The 15,411-nt window shown below is 45.3% G+C and carries 18 protein-coding genes and 2 tRNA genes; 15 read left to right on the forward strand and 5 right to left on the reverse strand.

The window, feature by feature from the left end:
* Window positions 1-3 precede the first annotated feature (3 nt).
* The 3 genes from gshB (at window position 4) to ruvX (ending at window position 2,106) form a co-directional block, all read left to right on the forward strand.
* On the forward strand, window positions 4-954 hold the full coding sequence (gene gshB, locus R7Q38_RS13225; protein WP_086047045.1) for a glutathione synthase: 951 nt from the start codon (window positions 4-6) through the stop codon (window positions 952-954).
* 127 nt (window positions 955-1,081) lie between these two features.
* Entirely contained in the window at window positions 1,082-1,645 is a 564-nt protein-coding gene (locus R7Q38_RS13230) for a YqgE/AlgH family protein (protein WP_005381020.1), read from the forward strand.
* A 35-nt stretch (window positions 1,646-1,680) separates the two neighbouring features.
* On the forward strand, window positions 1,681-2,106 hold the full coding sequence (gene ruvX / locus R7Q38_RS13235; protein WP_005381017.1) for a Holliday junction resolvase RuvX: 426 nt from the start codon (window positions 1,681-1,683) through the stop codon (window positions 2,104-2,106).
* 61 nt (window positions 2,107-2,167) lie between these two features.
* Here ruvX and R7Q38_RS13240 read toward each other — a convergent pair whose 3' ends face one another.
* Complete coding sequence (locus R7Q38_RS13240; protein WP_005381016.1) at window positions 2,168-3,274, reverse strand: PilT/PilU family type 4a pilus ATPase; 1,107 nt, start codon at window positions 3,272-3,274, stop codon at window positions 2,168-2,170.
* Window positions 3,275-3,304: 30 nt separating this feature from the next.
* Window positions 3,305-4,345 (reverse strand): type IV pilus twitching motility protein PilT, encoded by a 1,041-nt coding sequence (locus R7Q38_RS13245; RefSeq protein ID WP_005381015.1) that lies wholly within the window; start codon window positions 4,343-4,345, stop codon window positions 3,305-3,307.
* A gap of 28 nt (window positions 4,346-4,373) precedes the next feature.
* Here R7Q38_RS13245 and R7Q38_RS13250 point away from each other — a divergent pair, with 28 nt between their 5' ends.
* The 7 genes from R7Q38_RS13250 (at window position 4,374) to hemW (ending at window position 9,431) form a co-directional block, all read left to right on the forward strand.
* Window positions 4,374-5,075: a YggS family pyridoxal phosphate-dependent enzyme gene (locus tag R7Q38_RS13250; protein ID WP_239938368.1), complete on the forward strand. Its 702-nt coding sequence runs from the start codon at window positions 4,374-4,376 to the stop codon at window positions 5,073-5,075.
* A 159-nt stretch (window positions 5,076-5,234) separates the two neighbouring features.
* The gene (gene proC, locus R7Q38_RS13255) at window positions 5,235-6,053 is read left to right on the forward strand and encodes a pyrroline-5-carboxylate reductase (protein ID WP_213961260.1); all 819 of its coding nucleotides are present in this window, start codon (window positions 5,235-5,237) and stop codon (window positions 6,051-6,053) included.
* Window positions 6,054-6,105: 52 nt separating this feature from the next.
* Entirely contained in the window at window positions 6,106-6,663 is a 558-nt protein-coding gene (locus R7Q38_RS13260; protein WP_005381012.1) for a YggT family protein, read from the forward strand.
* The gene (gene yggU, locus R7Q38_RS13265) at window positions 6,663-6,953 is read left to right on the forward strand and encodes a DUF167 family protein YggU (protein ID WP_005384515.1); all 291 of its coding nucleotides are present in this window, start codon (window positions 6,663-6,665) and stop codon (window positions 6,951-6,953) included. The genes R7Q38_RS13260 and yggU overlap by 1 nt, the downstream gene beginning before the upstream one ends.
* Window positions 6,954-7,081: 128 nt before the next feature.
* Window positions 7,082-7,513, forward strand: coding sequence for a DUF4426 domain-containing protein (locus R7Q38_RS13270; protein WP_005384513.1), 432 nt, complete (start codon window positions 7,082-7,084; stop codon window positions 7,511-7,513).
* 118 nt (window positions 7,514-7,631) lie between these two features.
* Window positions 7,632-8,234, forward strand: coding sequence for an XTP/dITP diphosphatase (locus R7Q38_RS13275; RefSeq protein WP_005381009.1), 603 nt, complete (start codon window positions 7,632-7,634; stop codon window positions 8,232-8,234).
* An 18-nt stretch (window positions 8,235-8,252) separates the two neighbouring features.
* The gene (gene hemW / locus R7Q38_RS13280) at window positions 8,253-9,431 is read left to right on the forward strand and encodes a radical SAM family heme chaperone HemW (protein ID WP_154205022.1); all 1,179 of its coding nucleotides are present in this window, start codon (window positions 8,253-8,255) and stop codon (window positions 9,429-9,431) included.
* Window positions 9,432-9,521: 90 nt separating this feature from the next.
* On the opposite strand, the gene glsB is transcribed toward hemW, so the two are convergent.
* The 3 genes from glsB to trmB all read right to left on the reverse strand — a co-directional run bounded on the left by glsB (window position 9,522) and on the right by trmB (window position 12,306).
* The gene (glsB, locus tag R7Q38_RS13285) at window positions 9,522-10,442 is read right to left on the reverse strand and encodes a glutaminase B (protein WP_005381007.1); all 921 of its coding nucleotides are present in this window, start codon (window positions 10,440-10,442) and stop codon (window positions 9,522-9,524) included.
* Window positions 10,443-10,540: 98 nt separating this feature from the next.
* Window positions 10,541-11,569, reverse strand: coding sequence for a TRM11 family SAM-dependent methyltransferase (locus tag R7Q38_RS13290; protein ID WP_154205021.1), 1,029 nt, complete (start codon window positions 11,567-11,569; stop codon window positions 10,541-10,543).
* 17 nt (window positions 11,570-11,586) lie between these two features.
* Window positions 11,587-12,306, reverse strand: a complete 720-nt coding sequence (gene trmB, locus R7Q38_RS13295) for a tRNA (guanosine(46)-N7)-methyltransferase TrmB (protein WP_005384506.1) — start codon at window positions 12,304-12,306, stop codon at window positions 11,587-11,589.
* Window positions 12,307-12,509: 203 nt separating this feature from the next.
* On the opposite strand from trmB, the gene mutY reads away from it, so the two are divergent.
* The 5 genes from mutY (at window position 12,510) to R7Q38_RS13320 (ending at window position 15,410) form a co-directional block, all read left to right on the forward strand.
* Entirely contained in the window at window positions 12,510-13,586 is a 1,077-nt protein-coding gene (gene mutY, locus R7Q38_RS13300) for an A/G-specific adenine glycosylase (protein ID WP_203346112.1), read from the forward strand.
* 19 nt (window positions 13,587-13,605) lie between these two features.
* Window positions 13,606-13,878, forward strand: a complete 273-nt coding sequence (locus tag R7Q38_RS13305) for an oxidative damage protection protein (RefSeq protein WP_005381002.1) — start codon at window positions 13,606-13,608, stop codon at window positions 13,876-13,878.
* A gap of 77 nt (window positions 13,879-13,955) precedes the next feature.
* Entirely contained in the window at window positions 13,956-15,095 is a 1,140-nt protein-coding gene (gene mltC / locus R7Q38_RS13310) for a membrane-bound lytic murein transglycosylase MltC (protein WP_136976888.1), read from the forward strand.
* Window positions 15,096-15,195: 100 nt separating this feature from the next.
* A tRNA-Phe gene (locus tag R7Q38_RS13315) sits at window positions 15,196-15,271 on the forward strand.
* Between the two features lie 66 nt (window positions 15,272-15,337).
* Window positions 15,338-15,410 (forward strand) — tRNA-Thr (locus R7Q38_RS13320).
* Window position 15,411: the final 1 nt, after the last annotated feature.

Below are 15,411 nucleotides of genomic sequence, written 5' to 3' on the forward strand. Positions count from 1 at the left end.
ATAATGATCAAACTCGGTATCGTAATGGACCCAATCTCGTCCATTAACATCAAAAAAGACTCTAGCTTTGCCATGATGCTTGAAGCGCAACGACGCGGCTATGAAATCCACTACATGGAAATGAATGATCTGCATCTCGATCAAGGCGTTGCCATTGCAGATACTAAAGTGGTAGAACTAAAAGAAGATCCAAACGATTGGTACGAGTTCAAATCAGAGCAAACTATCGAACTGTCTGAGCTAGACGCGGTGCTAATGCGTAAAGATCCTCCGTTTGATACTGAATACATCTACGCGACTTACATCCTTGAGCGTGCAGAAGAACAAGGTGCACTGATCGTTAACAAGCCTCAAAGCTTACGTGATTGTAACGAAAAGCTGTTTACAGCATGGTTCCCAGAGCTGACACCTACAACGATCGTGACGCGAAAAGCAGAGAAAATTAAAGAATTTCGTGAAAAACATGGTGATGTCATCCTGAAACCGCTTGATGGTATGGGTGGCGCGTCCATCTTCCGTGTAAAAGAAAACGATCCAAACGTCTCTGTAATCATCGAGACATTGACTAACCACGGTCAAAACTACGCAATGGCACAAACCTTCGTGCCAGACATCAGCAACGGTGACAAACGTATCCTAGTGGTAGATGGCGAACCTATGCCTTACTGTCTAGCACGCATTCCTGCTAAAGGCGAAACGCGCGGCAACCTAGCCGCTGGTGGTACTGGTGAAGCTCGTCCGCTAAGCGAAACCGACCTCAAAATTGCGCAAACCGTTGCCCCGACACTGAAAGAAAAAGGCCTTATCTTTGTTGGCCTTGACGTAATTGGCGACAAGCTAACAGAAATCAACGTCACCAGCCCAACCTGTATTCGCGAAATTGAAGCAGCTTTTGATATCTCAATCACAGGCAAGCTGATGGATGCGATTGAGCGTCGAGTAAAAGGCGAATAACTCAAACTGTATTACAGTTAATAGAGAGCGTAGTACATTAACTTAAGCAAACTCATGCACATACCTAGATGTAAATTGTATGATGTTTGCTTAAGGGCATTTACGAGAGTTAAGGGTCAGTATGAGTATGAATCTCACAAATCACTTTTTGGTTGCCATGCCTGGGATGAAAGATCCGTACTTTCAAAACAGCGTGATCTACGTTTGTGAGCACAACGAAGACGGCGCTATGGGGCTGATGATCAATGCTCCTGTTGATATCACCGTCGGCAACATGCTCAAGCAGGTGGAAGTTCAGCCAGTACACCCGCGCCTATTTGAAGCCAGTCTAGATAGACCAGTCTACAATGGCGGCCCAATCTCGGAAGATCGTGGTTTTATTTTGCATAAACCCAAAGATTACTACGAGTCCAGCGTCCAAATGACCGATGACCTCGCGGTAACCACTTCGCGTGATATTCTGTCGGTGTTAGGAACAGAAGCAGAACCAAGTGATTACTTAGTGGCACTTGGCTACTCCGGTTGGAGTGCAGGCCAATTAGAAAGTGAGCTGGTCGAAAACTCTTGGCTCACCATTGAAGCGACGCCTGAAATTATCTTTAATACACCAATCAACGAGCGTTGGAAGAAAGCGGTCGAAAAGCTGGGCATCGACCCAAGTCACCTTTCAGCAGACTCTGGACATGCTTAGTCCAAATATACAGTTACATTAGATAGAGACACCTTATGTCACGCACAATTATGGCTTTTGACTTTGGAACCAAAAGCATTGGTAGCGCTATTGGCCAAGAAATTACTGGTACAGCTTCCCCATTAAAAGCCTTTAAAGCCAATGACGGTATTCCAAACTGGGACGATATCGAAAAGCAAATCAAAGAGTGGCAACCAGATTTGCTAGTGGTCGGTTTACCGACCGATCTGCATGGTAAAGACCTTGAGACCATAACCCCTCGTGCACGAAAATTTGCTAAGCGTCTGCAAGGCCGATACGGATTGCCAGTTGAACTGCATGATGAGCGTTTATCTACAGCAGAAGCTCGTGCGGAGTTGTTCAGCATGGGCGGCTACAAAGCCCTATCGAAAGGTAATGTTGACTGCCAGTCAGCAGTGGTGATTCTAGAAAGCTGGTTTGAAGCCCTTTGGGGTGAGTAAACACTTCAAGCACAATGAAAAAAGGTTGGCTCCTGCCAACCTTTTTTGTTTCTGGATTGGATTAATCCATATCGATCTTAACGTTCGCCAAACTGCCCGTAGAGAATGCTTCACCACGCTGCGTTTTCAACATCAAGCGCAGATCATTTGCCGAGTCGGCACTATGTAGTGCATCCTCTTCGCTGATCTTACCTTGCATCACTAACTTATAAAGAGATTGATCGAACGTCAGCATACCAAACTCATTTGAGCGAGCCATGGTTGACTTCAACTCATGTAAATCTCCGCGACGAATCAAATCCGACACACGTGGGCTATTTAGCAAGATCTCAAATACACCATGACGTCCCTGCCCATTTTTATCTCGGATCAACTGCTGACCAACCACGCCTTTCAGATTCATCGACAAGTCGAACAAGAATTGTTCTTTTTGATCTTTCGGTACCAAGTGAAGAATGCGCTCTAAAGCTTGGTTTGCATTGTTGGCGTGCAACGTTGCCATACACAGGTGACCCGTTTCGGCGAAGGTCATCGCGTATTCCATTGTTTCACGGCTACGGATCTCACCAATCAAAATCATATCTGGTGCTTGGCGCAGCGAGTTTTTAAGCGCAACTTCATAGCTTTCCGTATCTAACCCAACTTCACGTTGAGTCACGATACAGCGCTTGTGTTCATGCACGAACTCGATCGGATCTTCGACCGTCAAAATGTGCCCGGTTTTATTGCTGTTTCGATAGCCTGTCATCGCCGCCATAGTGGTCGATTTACCCGAACCAGTAGCACCGACCACCAGCACCAAACCACGCTTAGCTATCGCCAAATCTTGCAACACTAACGGTAACTTTAACTGCTCAAAAGTAGGAATATTAGTTTCAATACGACGAATCACTGCGCCTGGTAACTCGCGTTGAAAAAAGGCACTCACACGGAAGCGACCACAATCTCTCACAATGGCAAAATTCGACTCGCGACTTTTACGAAATTCCTGACGCCGATCTGGTTCCATAGCGCTGTCGAGTAATGCAGCCACATCGCTCTCGGTAAGTTTTTCCCCTTGCGGACGCAATTCGCCATCCACACGAAATAGAATTGGCGCTCCAACCGTGATGTAAAGATCCGACGCTTTCAGCGCCAGCATGCCTTCGAGAAATTTATCTAGATCCATCTTCCGTATTCACCATTATCTGTATGAACGTTACGAGAATTGCTGCACTTCTAATCCGATCTTACTATCGACCTCTTCACGAGCAACCATGCCTTGCGCCATTAACTGACGAGCATTTTGCTCCATGGTTTGCATGCCGTGAGCCGCACCTGTTTGAATGATCGAATACATCTGCGCGACTTTGTCTTCGCGGATCAAGTTACGAATCGCAGGCGTTGCCATCATAATTTCATGGCATGCAATACGGCCACCACCATTACGCTTCAGAAGCTTTTGCGCGATAACCGAACGAAGAGACTCAGATAGCATCGAGCGGACCATATCTTTATCACTACCAGGAAAAACATCGATAATACGGTCAATAGTTTTTGCCGCCGAGCTGGTATGCAACGTCCCGAAAACTAAGTGACCCGTTTCTGCCGCCGTTAAGGCAAGGCTGATGGTTTCTTTATCACGCATCTCACCGACTAGAATCACATCCGGGTCTTCGCGCAATGCACTACGCAAAGCATTTTGGAAACTATGGGTGTCACGGTGAACTTCACGCTGGTTGATCAAACATTTATTGTTGTTGTGAACAAATTCAATCGGATCTTCAATTGTGAGTACGTGCTTGTTGTGATTACGGTTAATGTAGTCAACAATGGCTGCTAAGGTCGTCGATTTACCTGAACCTGTTGGGCCAGTGACCAGAACTAAGCCTTTTTCAGCGTTCGCAATTTTTTTGAAGATCTCTGGCGCTTCTAGCTCTTCCAGAGTTGGAATGCTACTTGGAATGGTACGGAATACTGCCGCACAACCGCGAGATTGGTTGAAAGCGTTGACACGGAAACGGCCAACGTTATGCAACTCAAAAGAGAAATCGACTTCGAGTTTTTCTTCGAACTCACTGCGCTGGGCATCGTTCATGATTTCGAAAACCAAACGATGCACTTCTTGGTGTGTAAACGCTGGAATGCCTAGTTTTCTTACATCCCCATCAATACGAACCATTGGTGGGACACCTGCAGAAAGATGTAGATCCGAGGCATTATGTTTTACACTAAAATCCAGTAACTCAGTGATATCCATTTAAAATCCTTAAGTCTAAAGTACAGCTATGAGTAGTATTCAACAAAATATTGAACATATCACCTCTCAAATTCGATATGACGAGCAAAAATGTGGTCGAACTCCAGAGTCAGTGCAACTTCTAGCGGTAAGCAAAACTAAACCTGTCGAGGCAATTCTCGAAGCCTACCAAGCGGGACAAACCGCCTTTGGTGAAAACTACGTTCAAGAGGGCGTCAGTAAAGTTCAGCACTTTGCCGAGCATTATCCAGATAATCGAATCGAATGGCACTTCATTGGCCCGATTCAATCGAATAAATCGCGACTTGTTGCTGAACATTTCGATTGGGTTCACACCATCGATCGAACCAAGATTGCTCAACGCCTGAATGATCAGCGGCCAAGCGAACTTAAACCGCTACAAGTTCTGATTCAGGTTAACACCAGTGGTGAGGTATCTAAATCTGGTGTCACTGAAGCGGAAGTATTCGAGCTGGCGGAGTTGATTTCTCGCCTACCCAACCTCACTTTAAGAGGGTTGATGTCGATTCCTGCCAACGTGTCTGACTACGAATCACAACTCCATGAATTTCAGAAGTTGGCTACGTTGAAGCAAACACTCGAAGTACAGTTCCCAGAAATCGATACATTATCAATGGGAATGAGTGGTGATATGACCGCTGCAATCGAAGCTGGTAGTACAATGGTTCGTATTGGAACCGCTATTTTCGGCGCACGAGACTACAGCTAAATCAACAAAACGCTCACTCGCGACATAAGTTATGTCGTCAATCGTTAGAGCGTAAATGCGCAATCATCTTACTCGCCAATAGGAGCAGTAAGTAACAGCGGCGCCATTATACACCTGAGCGCACAACAAATTCTAAATATCATGATGGAAATCAGACAAATGGAACATAAAAAAATCGCCTTCATTGGTGCTGGCAACATGGTGAGAGCCATTGTTTCCGGCTTGGTTGCTAACGGATACCCAGCGCAAAACATTACCGCGACAGCTCCTTCAGAGGCTCGCCGCCTTCTGCTAGAACAAGATTTTGGCATCCGCACCACCAGCGATAACATCCAAGCTGCGACCGAGGCGGATGTGGTGGTATTGTCTGTAAAACCGCAAATGATGGCTGATGTCTGTAAACCACTGCAATCGATCGATTTCACTAATAAACTGGTGATTTCTATTGCCGCAGGCATCAACTGTTCACGATTGGATGATATGCTAGCCACCAAATTGAACTTGGTTCGTGTTATGCCAAATACGCCATCACAACTTGGGTTGGGTATGAGTGGGTTATTCGCACCAACTCATGTAACCGAACACGACAAAGCTTTTGCCGCAGAGTTAATGGAAGCGGTCGGTAAAGTATGTTGGGTTGAGCAAGAGTCTGGCATCAATAATGTGATTGCCGCAGCGGGCAGTGCTCCAGCATACTTCTTCCTGTTTATGGAAGCGATGCAAGCAGAAGCGATTGCGCAAGGCTTTGATAAAGAGATCGCTCGACTATTGGTTCAGCAAGCTGCACTGGGCGCGGCCAGTATGGTGGTTAGCAACCCAGAAACTGAGCTATCAACCCTGCGTGAGAACGTAACATCGAAAGGTGGGACAACGGCAGAAGCACTGCGTACATTCAACGAACATCAACTTTCAGATATTGTCGCTAAAGCCATGCAAGCTGCTGTGGCTCGCGCGGAAGAAATGGAAAAACTGTTTTAATTATTTGGATGAACTCCGTTTAGTATCATCCATCACTTGTTAAGGGTACCTTATGAATTCAATGAGTTTTCTCATCTCAACCCTATTTGACCTGTACATCATGGTCGTAATTTTGCGAATTTGGTTGCAAGCTGCGCGCGCAGACTTCTACAACCCATTCTCGCAATTTATAGTAAAAGCGACTCAGCCGGTCATTGGTCCATTGCGCCGCGTTATCCCTTCCGTGGGGAATATTGACCTAGCAACCGTGTTGTTTGCCTACGTGTTGTGTGTGCTTAAATTTGTCGTGCTTATCCTAATAGCTTCGAACGGTTCCGTCTCTTTCAGCGCTGACTTCTTATTCTTGGGCTTATTATCATTAATCAAAGCCGCAGGTGGCCTATTGTTCTGGGTACTATTGATCCGTGCAATTTTGAGCTGGGTAAGCCAAGGCCGCAGCCCTATCGAGTACGTATTCCATCAACTGACCGAGCCAATGTGCGCTCCAATCCGTCGTATTCTTCCGGCTATTGGTGGTCTTGATTTAAGCGTACTAGTGTTATTTATCGGCTTGCAGTTCGCGAACTTCTTAATGGGCGATATCATTGGTCCAATTTGGTTCCAGCTATAATGTCAGCTGCAGTTTGGCAAGATGGTGAGGACATCATCCTGAAGCTCTATATTCAACCTAAAGCTAGCCGCGATAAAATCGTTGGCTTGCATGGTGAAGAGCTAAAAATCGCCATTACTGCTCCACCTGTCGATGGCAAAGCTAATGCACACCTAACTAAGTTCTTAGCCAAGCAGTTTAAAATCGCTAAGGGCTTGGTTCACATAGAAAAAGGTGAATTAGGACGGCACAAACAAGTTCGGATAGAATCGCCTACCCAGATACCGACAGAAATTAAAGCCATCTTATGATGGCTTTTTATTTACGATTTTGTACCACACTTACTAATACCAACGACTGAGTACGCATTTTTTACCCCCTGACCAAGGTAAAATTGCAGCTATGGTTGTTTTATAACAAGTGCTTTGAGGAAGTAACAATGAGCAAATGGATTACCGCATTACTGATTAGCCTGTTGTCGTTACCAAGCTTCGCCGATCAGTTTAAAAATATGAAAGATATCGAAGTACACTATGTCGCGTTTAACTCAACATTCCTAACACCCAAAGTCGCACGTAGCTACGATATCAAACGTAATGGATACCTCGCTGTGGTTAATATTAGCGTGTTAGATAGAGCTTCATTGGGTAAGCCAGCATTAGAAGCAAAAATTGCTGGACGCGCGAAGAACCTTATCGGCCAAACTCAGACCTTGACCTTTCGTGAAGTCAAAGAAGGCAATGCGATATACTACTTAGCCGAACTGTCAATTACCCACGAAGAAACTTTTACTTTCGATATTGACGTAAAAGCTGGAAACAAAGGCTCAGGTAAGCTTAAATTCACCCAGAAGTTTTATGTTGAAGAGTAATTGGGTTGTGATGTTCCAAAAGCTTTTGGATCTAAGCAGGCTAAAAACCATTTATTAGTTAAAGAATATCTAGAGGAGAACGATTTGTTCTCCTCTATCACTATTAAAAGAGATTCCCATGAAAAAAATTGTGCTAGCAACTGGTAACCAAGGCAAAGTTCGTGAAATGGCAGATTTATTGTCTGACTTCGGCTTTGAAGTATTAGCGCAAAGTGAATTCAATGTATCGGAAGTAGCTGAAACGGGTACAACTTTCATTGAAAACGCAATCATTAAAGCTCGCCATGCCGCACAAGAAACAGGGCTTCCTGCCATTGCAGACGACTCTGGATTAGAAGTCGATTTCTTAAAAGGCGCTCCGGGCATTTACTCTGCACGTTACGCAGGCGAGAGCGCATCTGATCAAGAGAATCTAGAAAAATTGCTAGCGGCAATGGAAGGCGTACCAGAAGCAGAGCGTACAGCACGTTTCCACTGCGTATTAGTCCTCATGCGTCACGAGAACGACCCAACGCCTATCGTCTGTCACGGTAAATGGGAAGGCCGAATTCTAACTGAAGCACACGGTGAAAATGGCTTTGGCTACGACCCAATCTTCTTTGTTCCTGAAGATAACTGTGCGTCAGCCGAACTTGAACCTGCACGTAAGAAACAACTGTCTCACCGCGGTAAAGCGCTCAAGTCGTTGTTTGCTCAACTGTCTGAGCAAGTGTCTCAGTAATCACGAGCGAATTAGACCATGTTAACGCCCCCAGCACTCAGCTTGTATGTACACATCCCGTGGTGTGTGCAAAAGTGCCCGTATTGCGACTTTAACTCTCACGCGCTCAAAACCGAGATTCCAGAAGAAGAGTACATCAGTGCCCTTTTAGAAGATTTGGATACCGACATTGAGAAATACCGCCTTAACGAAGCGCCACGCCCACTGCATTCAATCTTCATTGGTGGTGGTACGCCGAGTTTGATTTCGGCAGAAGGCATCGAGCGTCTACTTAAGGGCATTGAAGCGCGTATTCCGTTCAAGCCTGAAATCGAAATCACCATGGAAGCGAATCCAGGCACCATCGAAGCAGAGCGTTTTGTTGGCTACCGCAAAGCTGGTGTAACGCGTATCTCTATCGGCGTACAAAGCTTTGAGCAGCAGAAGCTTGAGCGTTTGGGGCGCATTCACGGCCAAGACGAAGCCGTCAATGCTGCTAAGCTGGCGCACCAAATCGGTTTGAACAGCTTTAACCTCGATCTCATGCACGGCTTACCTGATCAAAGCATCGAACAAGCCTTGGCAGATTTGGACAAAGCGATTGAGTTGGCACCGCCGCACTTGTCTTGGTATCAGCTGACCATCGAACCAAACACCATGTTTTACTACAAGCCACCAACGCTACCTGACGATGATGACTTGTGGGATATTTTCGAGCTCGGACACCAAAAACTTGCAGCCGCGGGTTATGTGCAATATGAAATCTCCGGTTACAGCAAGCCGGGCTATCAGTGTCAGCACAACCTCAACTACTGGCGCTTTGGTGATTACCTTGGTATCGGTTGTGGCTCTCATGGCAAACTCAGTTTTACCGACGGACGTATTATTCGAACGACAAAGGTAAAACACCCGCGAGGCTATTTAGCGGCTTATCAAAATATGGTCAAACCTTATCTGCATACAGAACATGTCGTCGCGGATGAAGATCGTCCATTCGAGTTTTTTATGAACCGATTCCGCTTAATCGAAGCCTGTCCGAAGCAAGATTATGTGGACACCACGGGCTTACCGCTTAGTACGATTCAAGAAACCATCGACTGGGCGATAGAAATGGGCTACCTGAGTGAAACGGCTACCCATTGGCAAATTACTGAAAAAGGGAAGCTCTTCCTTAATGATTTGCTCGAAGCCTTTATGGCCGAAGAAAGCGAAGAGTAACGCAACCCCAAAACAAAAAAAGCCTCTCAATTGAGAGGCTTTTTATTTAGAAACTGTGCCGTCCTAAATAAGGTTGACACATTTCCAACATTAGAAAATTGAACGGCCAATTCGCTCTGAGAGCAGCTCAAGCGCCTTAGTACCCGCAAGCGAGTTACCTGAAGGATCAAGCTCTGGAGACCATACTGAAATGGTCATTTCACCAGGTACTACCGCGATAATGCCACCACCAACACCAGACTTACCAGGCATACCAACGCGATAAGCAAACTCGCCCGCGCCATCATACAAGCCACACGTTGCTAACAGTGCATTAAGTTGTTTGGTTTGCACAGGAGAAACTACAGGCTTACCCGTTTGTACCGATGTGCCCTTGTTTGCTAAATAGCTAAACGTTTTAGCCAAATCGACGCAACTCATCTTCAGCGCACAAGCGTGGAAGTAGTTTTGTAGTACTGGAATCACTTCATTTTCGAAGTTGCCAAACGAACGCATGAGATATGCAATCGCCGCATTACGGTCACCATGCATCATTTCGGATGCCGCAACGACTTTGTCATACACAATATGGGTATCACCAGAAAGCTGACGCACAAACTCCAACAGGCGCTGACGAGGCGCAGATAAGCGAGTTTGTAACAAATCCGCCACTACTATCGCTCCAGCATTTATAAATGGATTACGAGGAATACCTTGCTCCATTTCTAGCTGGATTAGCGAATTAAATGCCTGCCCCGAAGGCTCTTTTCCCACTCGAGACCAAATTTCTTCTTGCTTGTACAAGCACATCGCTAACGTCAAGCTCAATGCTTTTGAAATAGATTGGATAGAGAAAGGTTCATCGGCATCACCCGCCTTAATAACCTCACCTTCGTTGGTGTATACCGCAATACCTAACTTGTTGCTGGGTACTTTTGCCAGAGCAGGAATGTAATCAGCCACTTTACCTTGGCCGATTAAAGGGCGTACTTCCGCCAAAATATCTGTCAAAATTTCCACTGTCGGTTTCATTCTCTACCTTCTATTTACAAGAGAACTCGTTGAGCTCAGAGGTAAAAAAAGCCAACGTGTCGTTGGCTTTTCCATAGGGTTCGTTCGACTCAAGTCGATTATGGTTTTACTGCCACAATAATATTGCGGTTGATAGATTGATCAACACGGTGAAGATAACCGATGTAAGGCTCTTCTGAAAGTACCTTCCAACCTTGCTCTTCAAATAATGCCGCGACATCTTTCCATTTCAATGTGAATTCATTGAAAGACAACACCACTGAACCTTGCTTTTTCAATACCACTTTCCATGCAGGCAGAGCCTCTTTTAAAAGCTCTAGTGGGCTGCGGTTCAGTTTGCTGTCCTTGGCATTTTTGCTGCCGTGCTGCACGCCATAAGGCAGATCAGACACCATCACATCAACTGAGTTCTTTTTCACGACTTGATCAGCGATACGAGTATCAGCCGAATACAGCTTCATAAACTGAAGATTGCCTTGGTTGTAATCTTCTTTATTTGCTGCAGCTTCAACCACGAAACCATCCGCCACTTTCTTGCCACCCGCAGTGCGCTTTTCTTTGCTCACTTTGTGCTTAAAGCGGCCATTCTTCATGAACTTAACAATAAAGGTCTGGATCTCTTGCACCCACTTGGCGTTGATCTCAACCCCTACCACGTTCAAACCGTGGATCAAGCCTTCAAATAAGGTTGTACCTTTACCACACATTGGATCCATTAAGGTCAGTTGTTCACTTCCCGTATTGGACGCACTAATGCCGATATTCACCATCAAACGGGTAAACTGCTCGTTTGTTTTCCCGGTGTAGCGCAAAATCTGGCTCATACTTTCCGGGAAAGTGTTAAATACGGGCGCTTGAACTGGTCGAAGTAAACCATCTTCGCGCACTTCAAATAGCGCATAGTAAATCGAAGAGGCTGCGATTCTTCGCGACTGCTCATCGGTTAGCGCTTCCTGACAAGAAAACACCAACGCAGCAGGTAAGCCAACGTCTTTACTACCAATTTCTGTCACATCCACGCCTTGTGAAGCTAAAATTGCTTTTAGCTCAGAACAGGCAATGGTCATTGCGCTATCAAAGTAAATTCGGTTATGACCCGGATTCGCTAATATCGCGTAATGGTACATCCCATGAACTCCTCTGGTTACGCAATACGCTTATATTTGATATCCCAAACACCGTGACCAAGACGGTGACCACGAGCTTCAAACTTCGTTAGCGGGCGATCGTCTGGACGAGGAACGAAATCACCATCTTTAGCAATGTTTTCGAAACCTGGCGCTTGGTTCATCACTTCAATCATGTGCTCTGCGTAGTTTTCCCAGTCGGTCGCCATGTGGAAAATACCTTCATTAGGGATAAGCTTCTCACGCACCATTTCCGCAAAACCCAATTGAACAATACGACGCTTGTGGTGACGCTTCTTATGCCAAGGGTCTGGGAAGAACAATTGCAGTGTCGATAAGCTGCCATTTGGGATCATGTGTTCGAATACTTCTACCGCATCGTGACACATTACACGCAGGTTAGTAATTCCCGCTTCGCGAGCATCGGCAAGACAAGCACCAACGCCTGGGCTATGAACTTCGATACCGATGAAGTTTTTCTCTGGCGCGTTCTTTGCCATTTCAACCAATGAAGCACCCATACCAAAACCGATCTCAAGCACTACTGGGTTATCGTTGCCAAACACTTCTTTCCAATCGAGAAGTTCAGCTTTGAAGTCAATACCCATCGTAGGCCAGCATTCATTCATCGCGCTCTCTTGACCTTTAGTCAAACGCCCTTCACGGCGTACAAAACTGCGGATTTTGCGGATCAGCTTTCCGTCTTCGTTGTATTCGTTAGTGGTTACTTCACTCATTGATTTTGCCTGCACATTGATTAATCAAAGCGGGGATTATCCAAAGAATTTACTTAGGTGCAAGTATTTGTTGAGCTCTTGGTCTATGGCAACCCAAAAGCAACGACACACCTCTTTATATCCCTACTGTTTATCCGTTGTACTTCTTGCCCATTATGTGGTGCAATTTTGCACCTAACCAATAATAGAATACAGAGCAAGTCGTGACACCTTTCGCCAGTGCCATCCTAGAATGGTATGACGCATATGGAAGAAAAGATCTTCCGTGGCAACAAAATAAGACCGCATACAGTGTCTGGTTGTCTGAAATTATGCTTCAGCAAACTCAGGTCACTACGGTTATTCCGTATTACCAACGTTTCTTGGAACGCTTTCCAACCGTGATCGATCTTGCCAATGCTGAGCAAGATGAAGTCCTACACCTTTGGACTGGCTTAGGGTATTACGCCCGAGCCCGTAACCTTCACAAAGCAGCACAAGAGGTCGCCTCTACATACAATGGTGAGTTTCCTCTTGATATAGAGAAAATGAACGCCCTACCGGGGATTGGTCGCTCTACTGCTGCCGCCATTTTATCGTCTGTGTATAAACAACCACACGCGATTCTTGATGGTAACGTGAAGCGCACCCTATCCCGCTGTTTCGCAGTCGAAGGATGGCCAGGACAAAAAAAGGTTGAAAACCAGCTGTGGGAAATTGCCGAAACGCATACCCCACAAACGGATGTAGATAAGTATAACCAGGCAATGATGGACATGGGCGCAATGGTCTGCACTCGCAGCAAACCCAAATGTAGCCTCTGCCCTGTTGCTGACCTGTGTGTGGCAAAACAACAAGGTAATGTGCTCGACTACCCGGGCAAAAAACCGAAGAAAGATAAACCAATCAAGCAAACTCGTTTCGTGATGCTTCACCACAACACCGAAAATGGTCATAAGGTGTGGTTGGAGCAAAGACCACAAACAGGCATTTGGGGTGGCTTATTCTGCTTCCCACAAACCGAACATGTGGATGCAGAAAGCGACATTGAATTGCTACTGGATCAACGCGGCATTCAAGCCAGCAATATCAAACAGAAGCAAACACTGATTACCTTTCGTCATACATTCAGCCATTACCACCTAGATATCACGCCAATTTTGATTGATTTATCAAAGCAACCGGACGTGATAATGGAAGGCAACAAAGGTCTTTGGTATAACTTATCTAAACCTGAAGAAGTCGGTTTAGCCGCGCCAGTAAAACTATTGCTGGAAACGCTACCCCACGAACTTCGTTAATTGAATACAAGGAGTCATTATGAGCCGCACTGTATTTTGTGCTCGACTAAAGAAAGAAGGCGAAGGTCTAGACTTTCAACTTTACCCTGGTGAACTAGGTAAACGCATTTTCGACAACATCTCGAAAGAAGCGTGGGCTCAGTGGCAACACAAACAAACCATGTTGATCAACGAGAAGAAACTCAACATGATGGATCCAGAACACCGCAAACTGATCGAAACAGAAATGGTAAATTTCCTCTTTGAAGGAAAAGACGTTCATATCGAAGGTTACACACCTCCGAGCGAATAAAGTCGCTTGAGTTAAACAATGACATCACAACCATTTGTGGTGTCATTTTTCTATTACCTTCAATAACTCTGATACTTATGAAAAAAATTGTCTTTATTGCTGCCGCACTTTTAATGGCAGGCTGTAGCCGTGAATTCGTCGAAAAGATTTATGACGTCAACTACGAGCCAACAAACCGTTTTGCCAATAACTTAGCTGAGCTACCAGGACAATTTGAAAAAGATACTGCGGCGCTAGATGCCTTAATCAATAGCTTTTCAGGCAATATTCAAAAGCGCTGGGGTAAAAAAGAAATCAAGTACGCTGGCAAGAGTAATTACGTTAAGTACATCGATAACTACCTTAGCCGCGCCGAGGTCGACTTTCGCAAAGGCGTGATCACGATAGAGACCGTATCACCGACCGAGCCCCAAAAACACCTAAAAGACGCGATTGTCACCACCTTATTAACACCAGACGATCCCGCTCATGTCGACTTATTCTCCTCTAAAGGTATCAGGTTAGAGGGGCAACCATTCCTGTATAAACAAGTTGTCGACCAAGACAATAAGCCAATTCAATGGTCTTGGCGGGCAAACCGTTTTGCGGAATACCTCATCGCAAATAAAATAAAAACCAAAAATGTAGATTTCAAGAAAGCGTATTATGTCGAAATTCCCATGGTTGAAGACCACTTTTCAACACGCAGCTACCAATACGCCGATATCGTTCGTCGAGCTTCCAAGAAATACGACATTCCAGAAGACTTGATATACGCCATTATTAAAACCGAGAGCAGTTTCAACCCATACGCGGTAAGTTGGGCAAATGCATATGGCCTAATGCAAGTTGTACCTAAAACAGCGGGACGAGATGTGTTCAAACTCGTGAAAAAGCGCTCGGGCCAACCAAGCCCTGAATATTTGTTTAATCCAGAAAACAACATAGATACTGGTACTGCGTATTTCTATATCTTAAAAAATCGTTATTTAAGAGAAGTCCGCCACCCTACCTCTCTCGAGTACAGCATGATTTCAGCTTACAATGGCGGTACTGGAGGAGTTTTAAACACATTTCATCGCAGTGATCGCAAACGCGCAATGCAAGATCTTAATTCATTGCAACCCAACCAAGTTTATTGGGCGTTAACCAAGAAACACCCGAACGCAGAAGCGCGTCGCTACCTAGAAAAAGTTACAAATTTCAAAAAGGAATTTAACTCGAAGCAAACTTTGTAGTGACAGTTGAATAAAAAGCGTTCGAACAACCACTTTTTTGAAATTATTTAAAAAAAGTGGTTGACGCAACGCGGGAAAATCCGTTTAATAGCGCTCCGTTGCCCGGATAGCTCAGTCGGTAGAGCAGAGGATTGAAAATCCTCGTGTCGGTGGTTCGATTCCGCCTCCGGGCACCACAATTTGATTTGTTGGTGTCTTAACGAAATGTTATAACACGGATAAAAGCACAAAGAATAAAGTGTGCCGACTTAGCTCAGTAGGTAGAGCAACTGACTTGTAATCAGTAGGTCACCAGTTCGATTCCGGTAGTCGGCAC

This window comes from Vibrio sp. Vb0598 (genome assembly GCF_033338935.1).
Classification (GTDB): Bacteria; Pseudomonadota; Gammaproteobacteria; order Enterobacterales; family Vibrionaceae; genus Vibrio; species Vibrio alginolyticus.

Bases quoted from the DNA above. Each gene is read 5' to 3' on its own strand.
- gshB (WP_086047045.1), top strand. From the start codon at position 4: ATGATCAAACTCGGTATCGTAATGGACCCAATCTCGTCCATTAACATC.
- R7Q38_RS13230 (WP_005381020.1), top strand. From the start codon at position 1,082: ATGAATCTCACAAATCACTTTTTGGTTGCCATGCCTGGGATGAAAGAT.
- ruvX (WP_005381017.1), top strand. From the start codon at position 1,681: ATGTCACGCACAATTATGGCTTTTGACTTTGGAACCAAAAGCATTGGT.
- R7Q38_RS13240 (WP_005381016.1), bottom strand. From the start codon at position 3,274: ATGGATCTAGATAAATTTCTCGAAGGCATGCTGGCGCTGAAAGCGTCG.
- R7Q38_RS13245 (WP_005381015.1), bottom strand. From the start codon at position 4,345: ATGGATATCACTGAGTTACTGGATTTTAGTGTAAAACATAATGCCTCG.
- R7Q38_RS13250 (WP_239938368.1), top strand. From the start codon at position 4,374: ATGAGTAGTATTCAACAAAATATTGAACATATCACCTCTCAAATTCGA.
- proC (WP_213961260.1), top strand. From the start codon at position 5,235: ATGGAACATAAAAAAATCGCCTTCATTGGTGCTGGCAACATGGTGAGA.
- R7Q38_RS13260 (WP_005381012.1), top strand. From the start codon at position 6,106: ATGAATTCAATGAGTTTTCTCATCTCAACCCTATTTGACCTGTACATC.
- yggU (WP_005384515.1), top strand. From the start codon at position 6,663: ATGTCAGCTGCAGTTTGGCAAGATGGTGAGGACATCATCCTGAAGCTC.
- R7Q38_RS13270 (WP_005384513.1), top strand. From the start codon at position 7,082: ATGAGCAAATGGATTACCGCATTACTGATTAGCCTGTTGTCGTTACCA.
- R7Q38_RS13275 (WP_005381009.1), top strand. From the start codon at position 7,632: ATGAAAAAAATTGTGCTAGCAACTGGTAACCAAGGCAAAGTTCGTGAA.
- hemW (WP_154205022.1), top strand. From the start codon at position 8,253: ATGTTAACGCCCCCAGCACTCAGCTTGTATGTACACATCCCGTGGTGT.
- glsB (WP_005381007.1), bottom strand. From the start codon at position 10,442: ATGAAACCGACAGTGGAAATTTTGACAGATATTTTGGCGGAAGTACGC.
- R7Q38_RS13290 (WP_154205021.1), bottom strand. From the start codon at position 11,569: ATGTACCATTACGCGATATTAGCGAATCCGGGTCATAACCGAATTTAC.
- trmB (WP_005384506.1), bottom strand. From the start codon at position 12,306: ATGAGTGAAGTAACCACTAACGAATACAACGAAGACGGAAAGCTGATC.
- R7Q38_RS13305 (WP_005381002.1), top strand. From the start codon at position 13,606: ATGAGCCGCACTGTATTTTGTGCTCGACTAAAGAAAGAAGGCGAAGGT.
- mltC (WP_136976888.1), top strand. From the start codon at position 13,956: ATGAAAAAAATTGTCTTTATTGCTGCCGCACTTTTAATGGCAGGCTGT.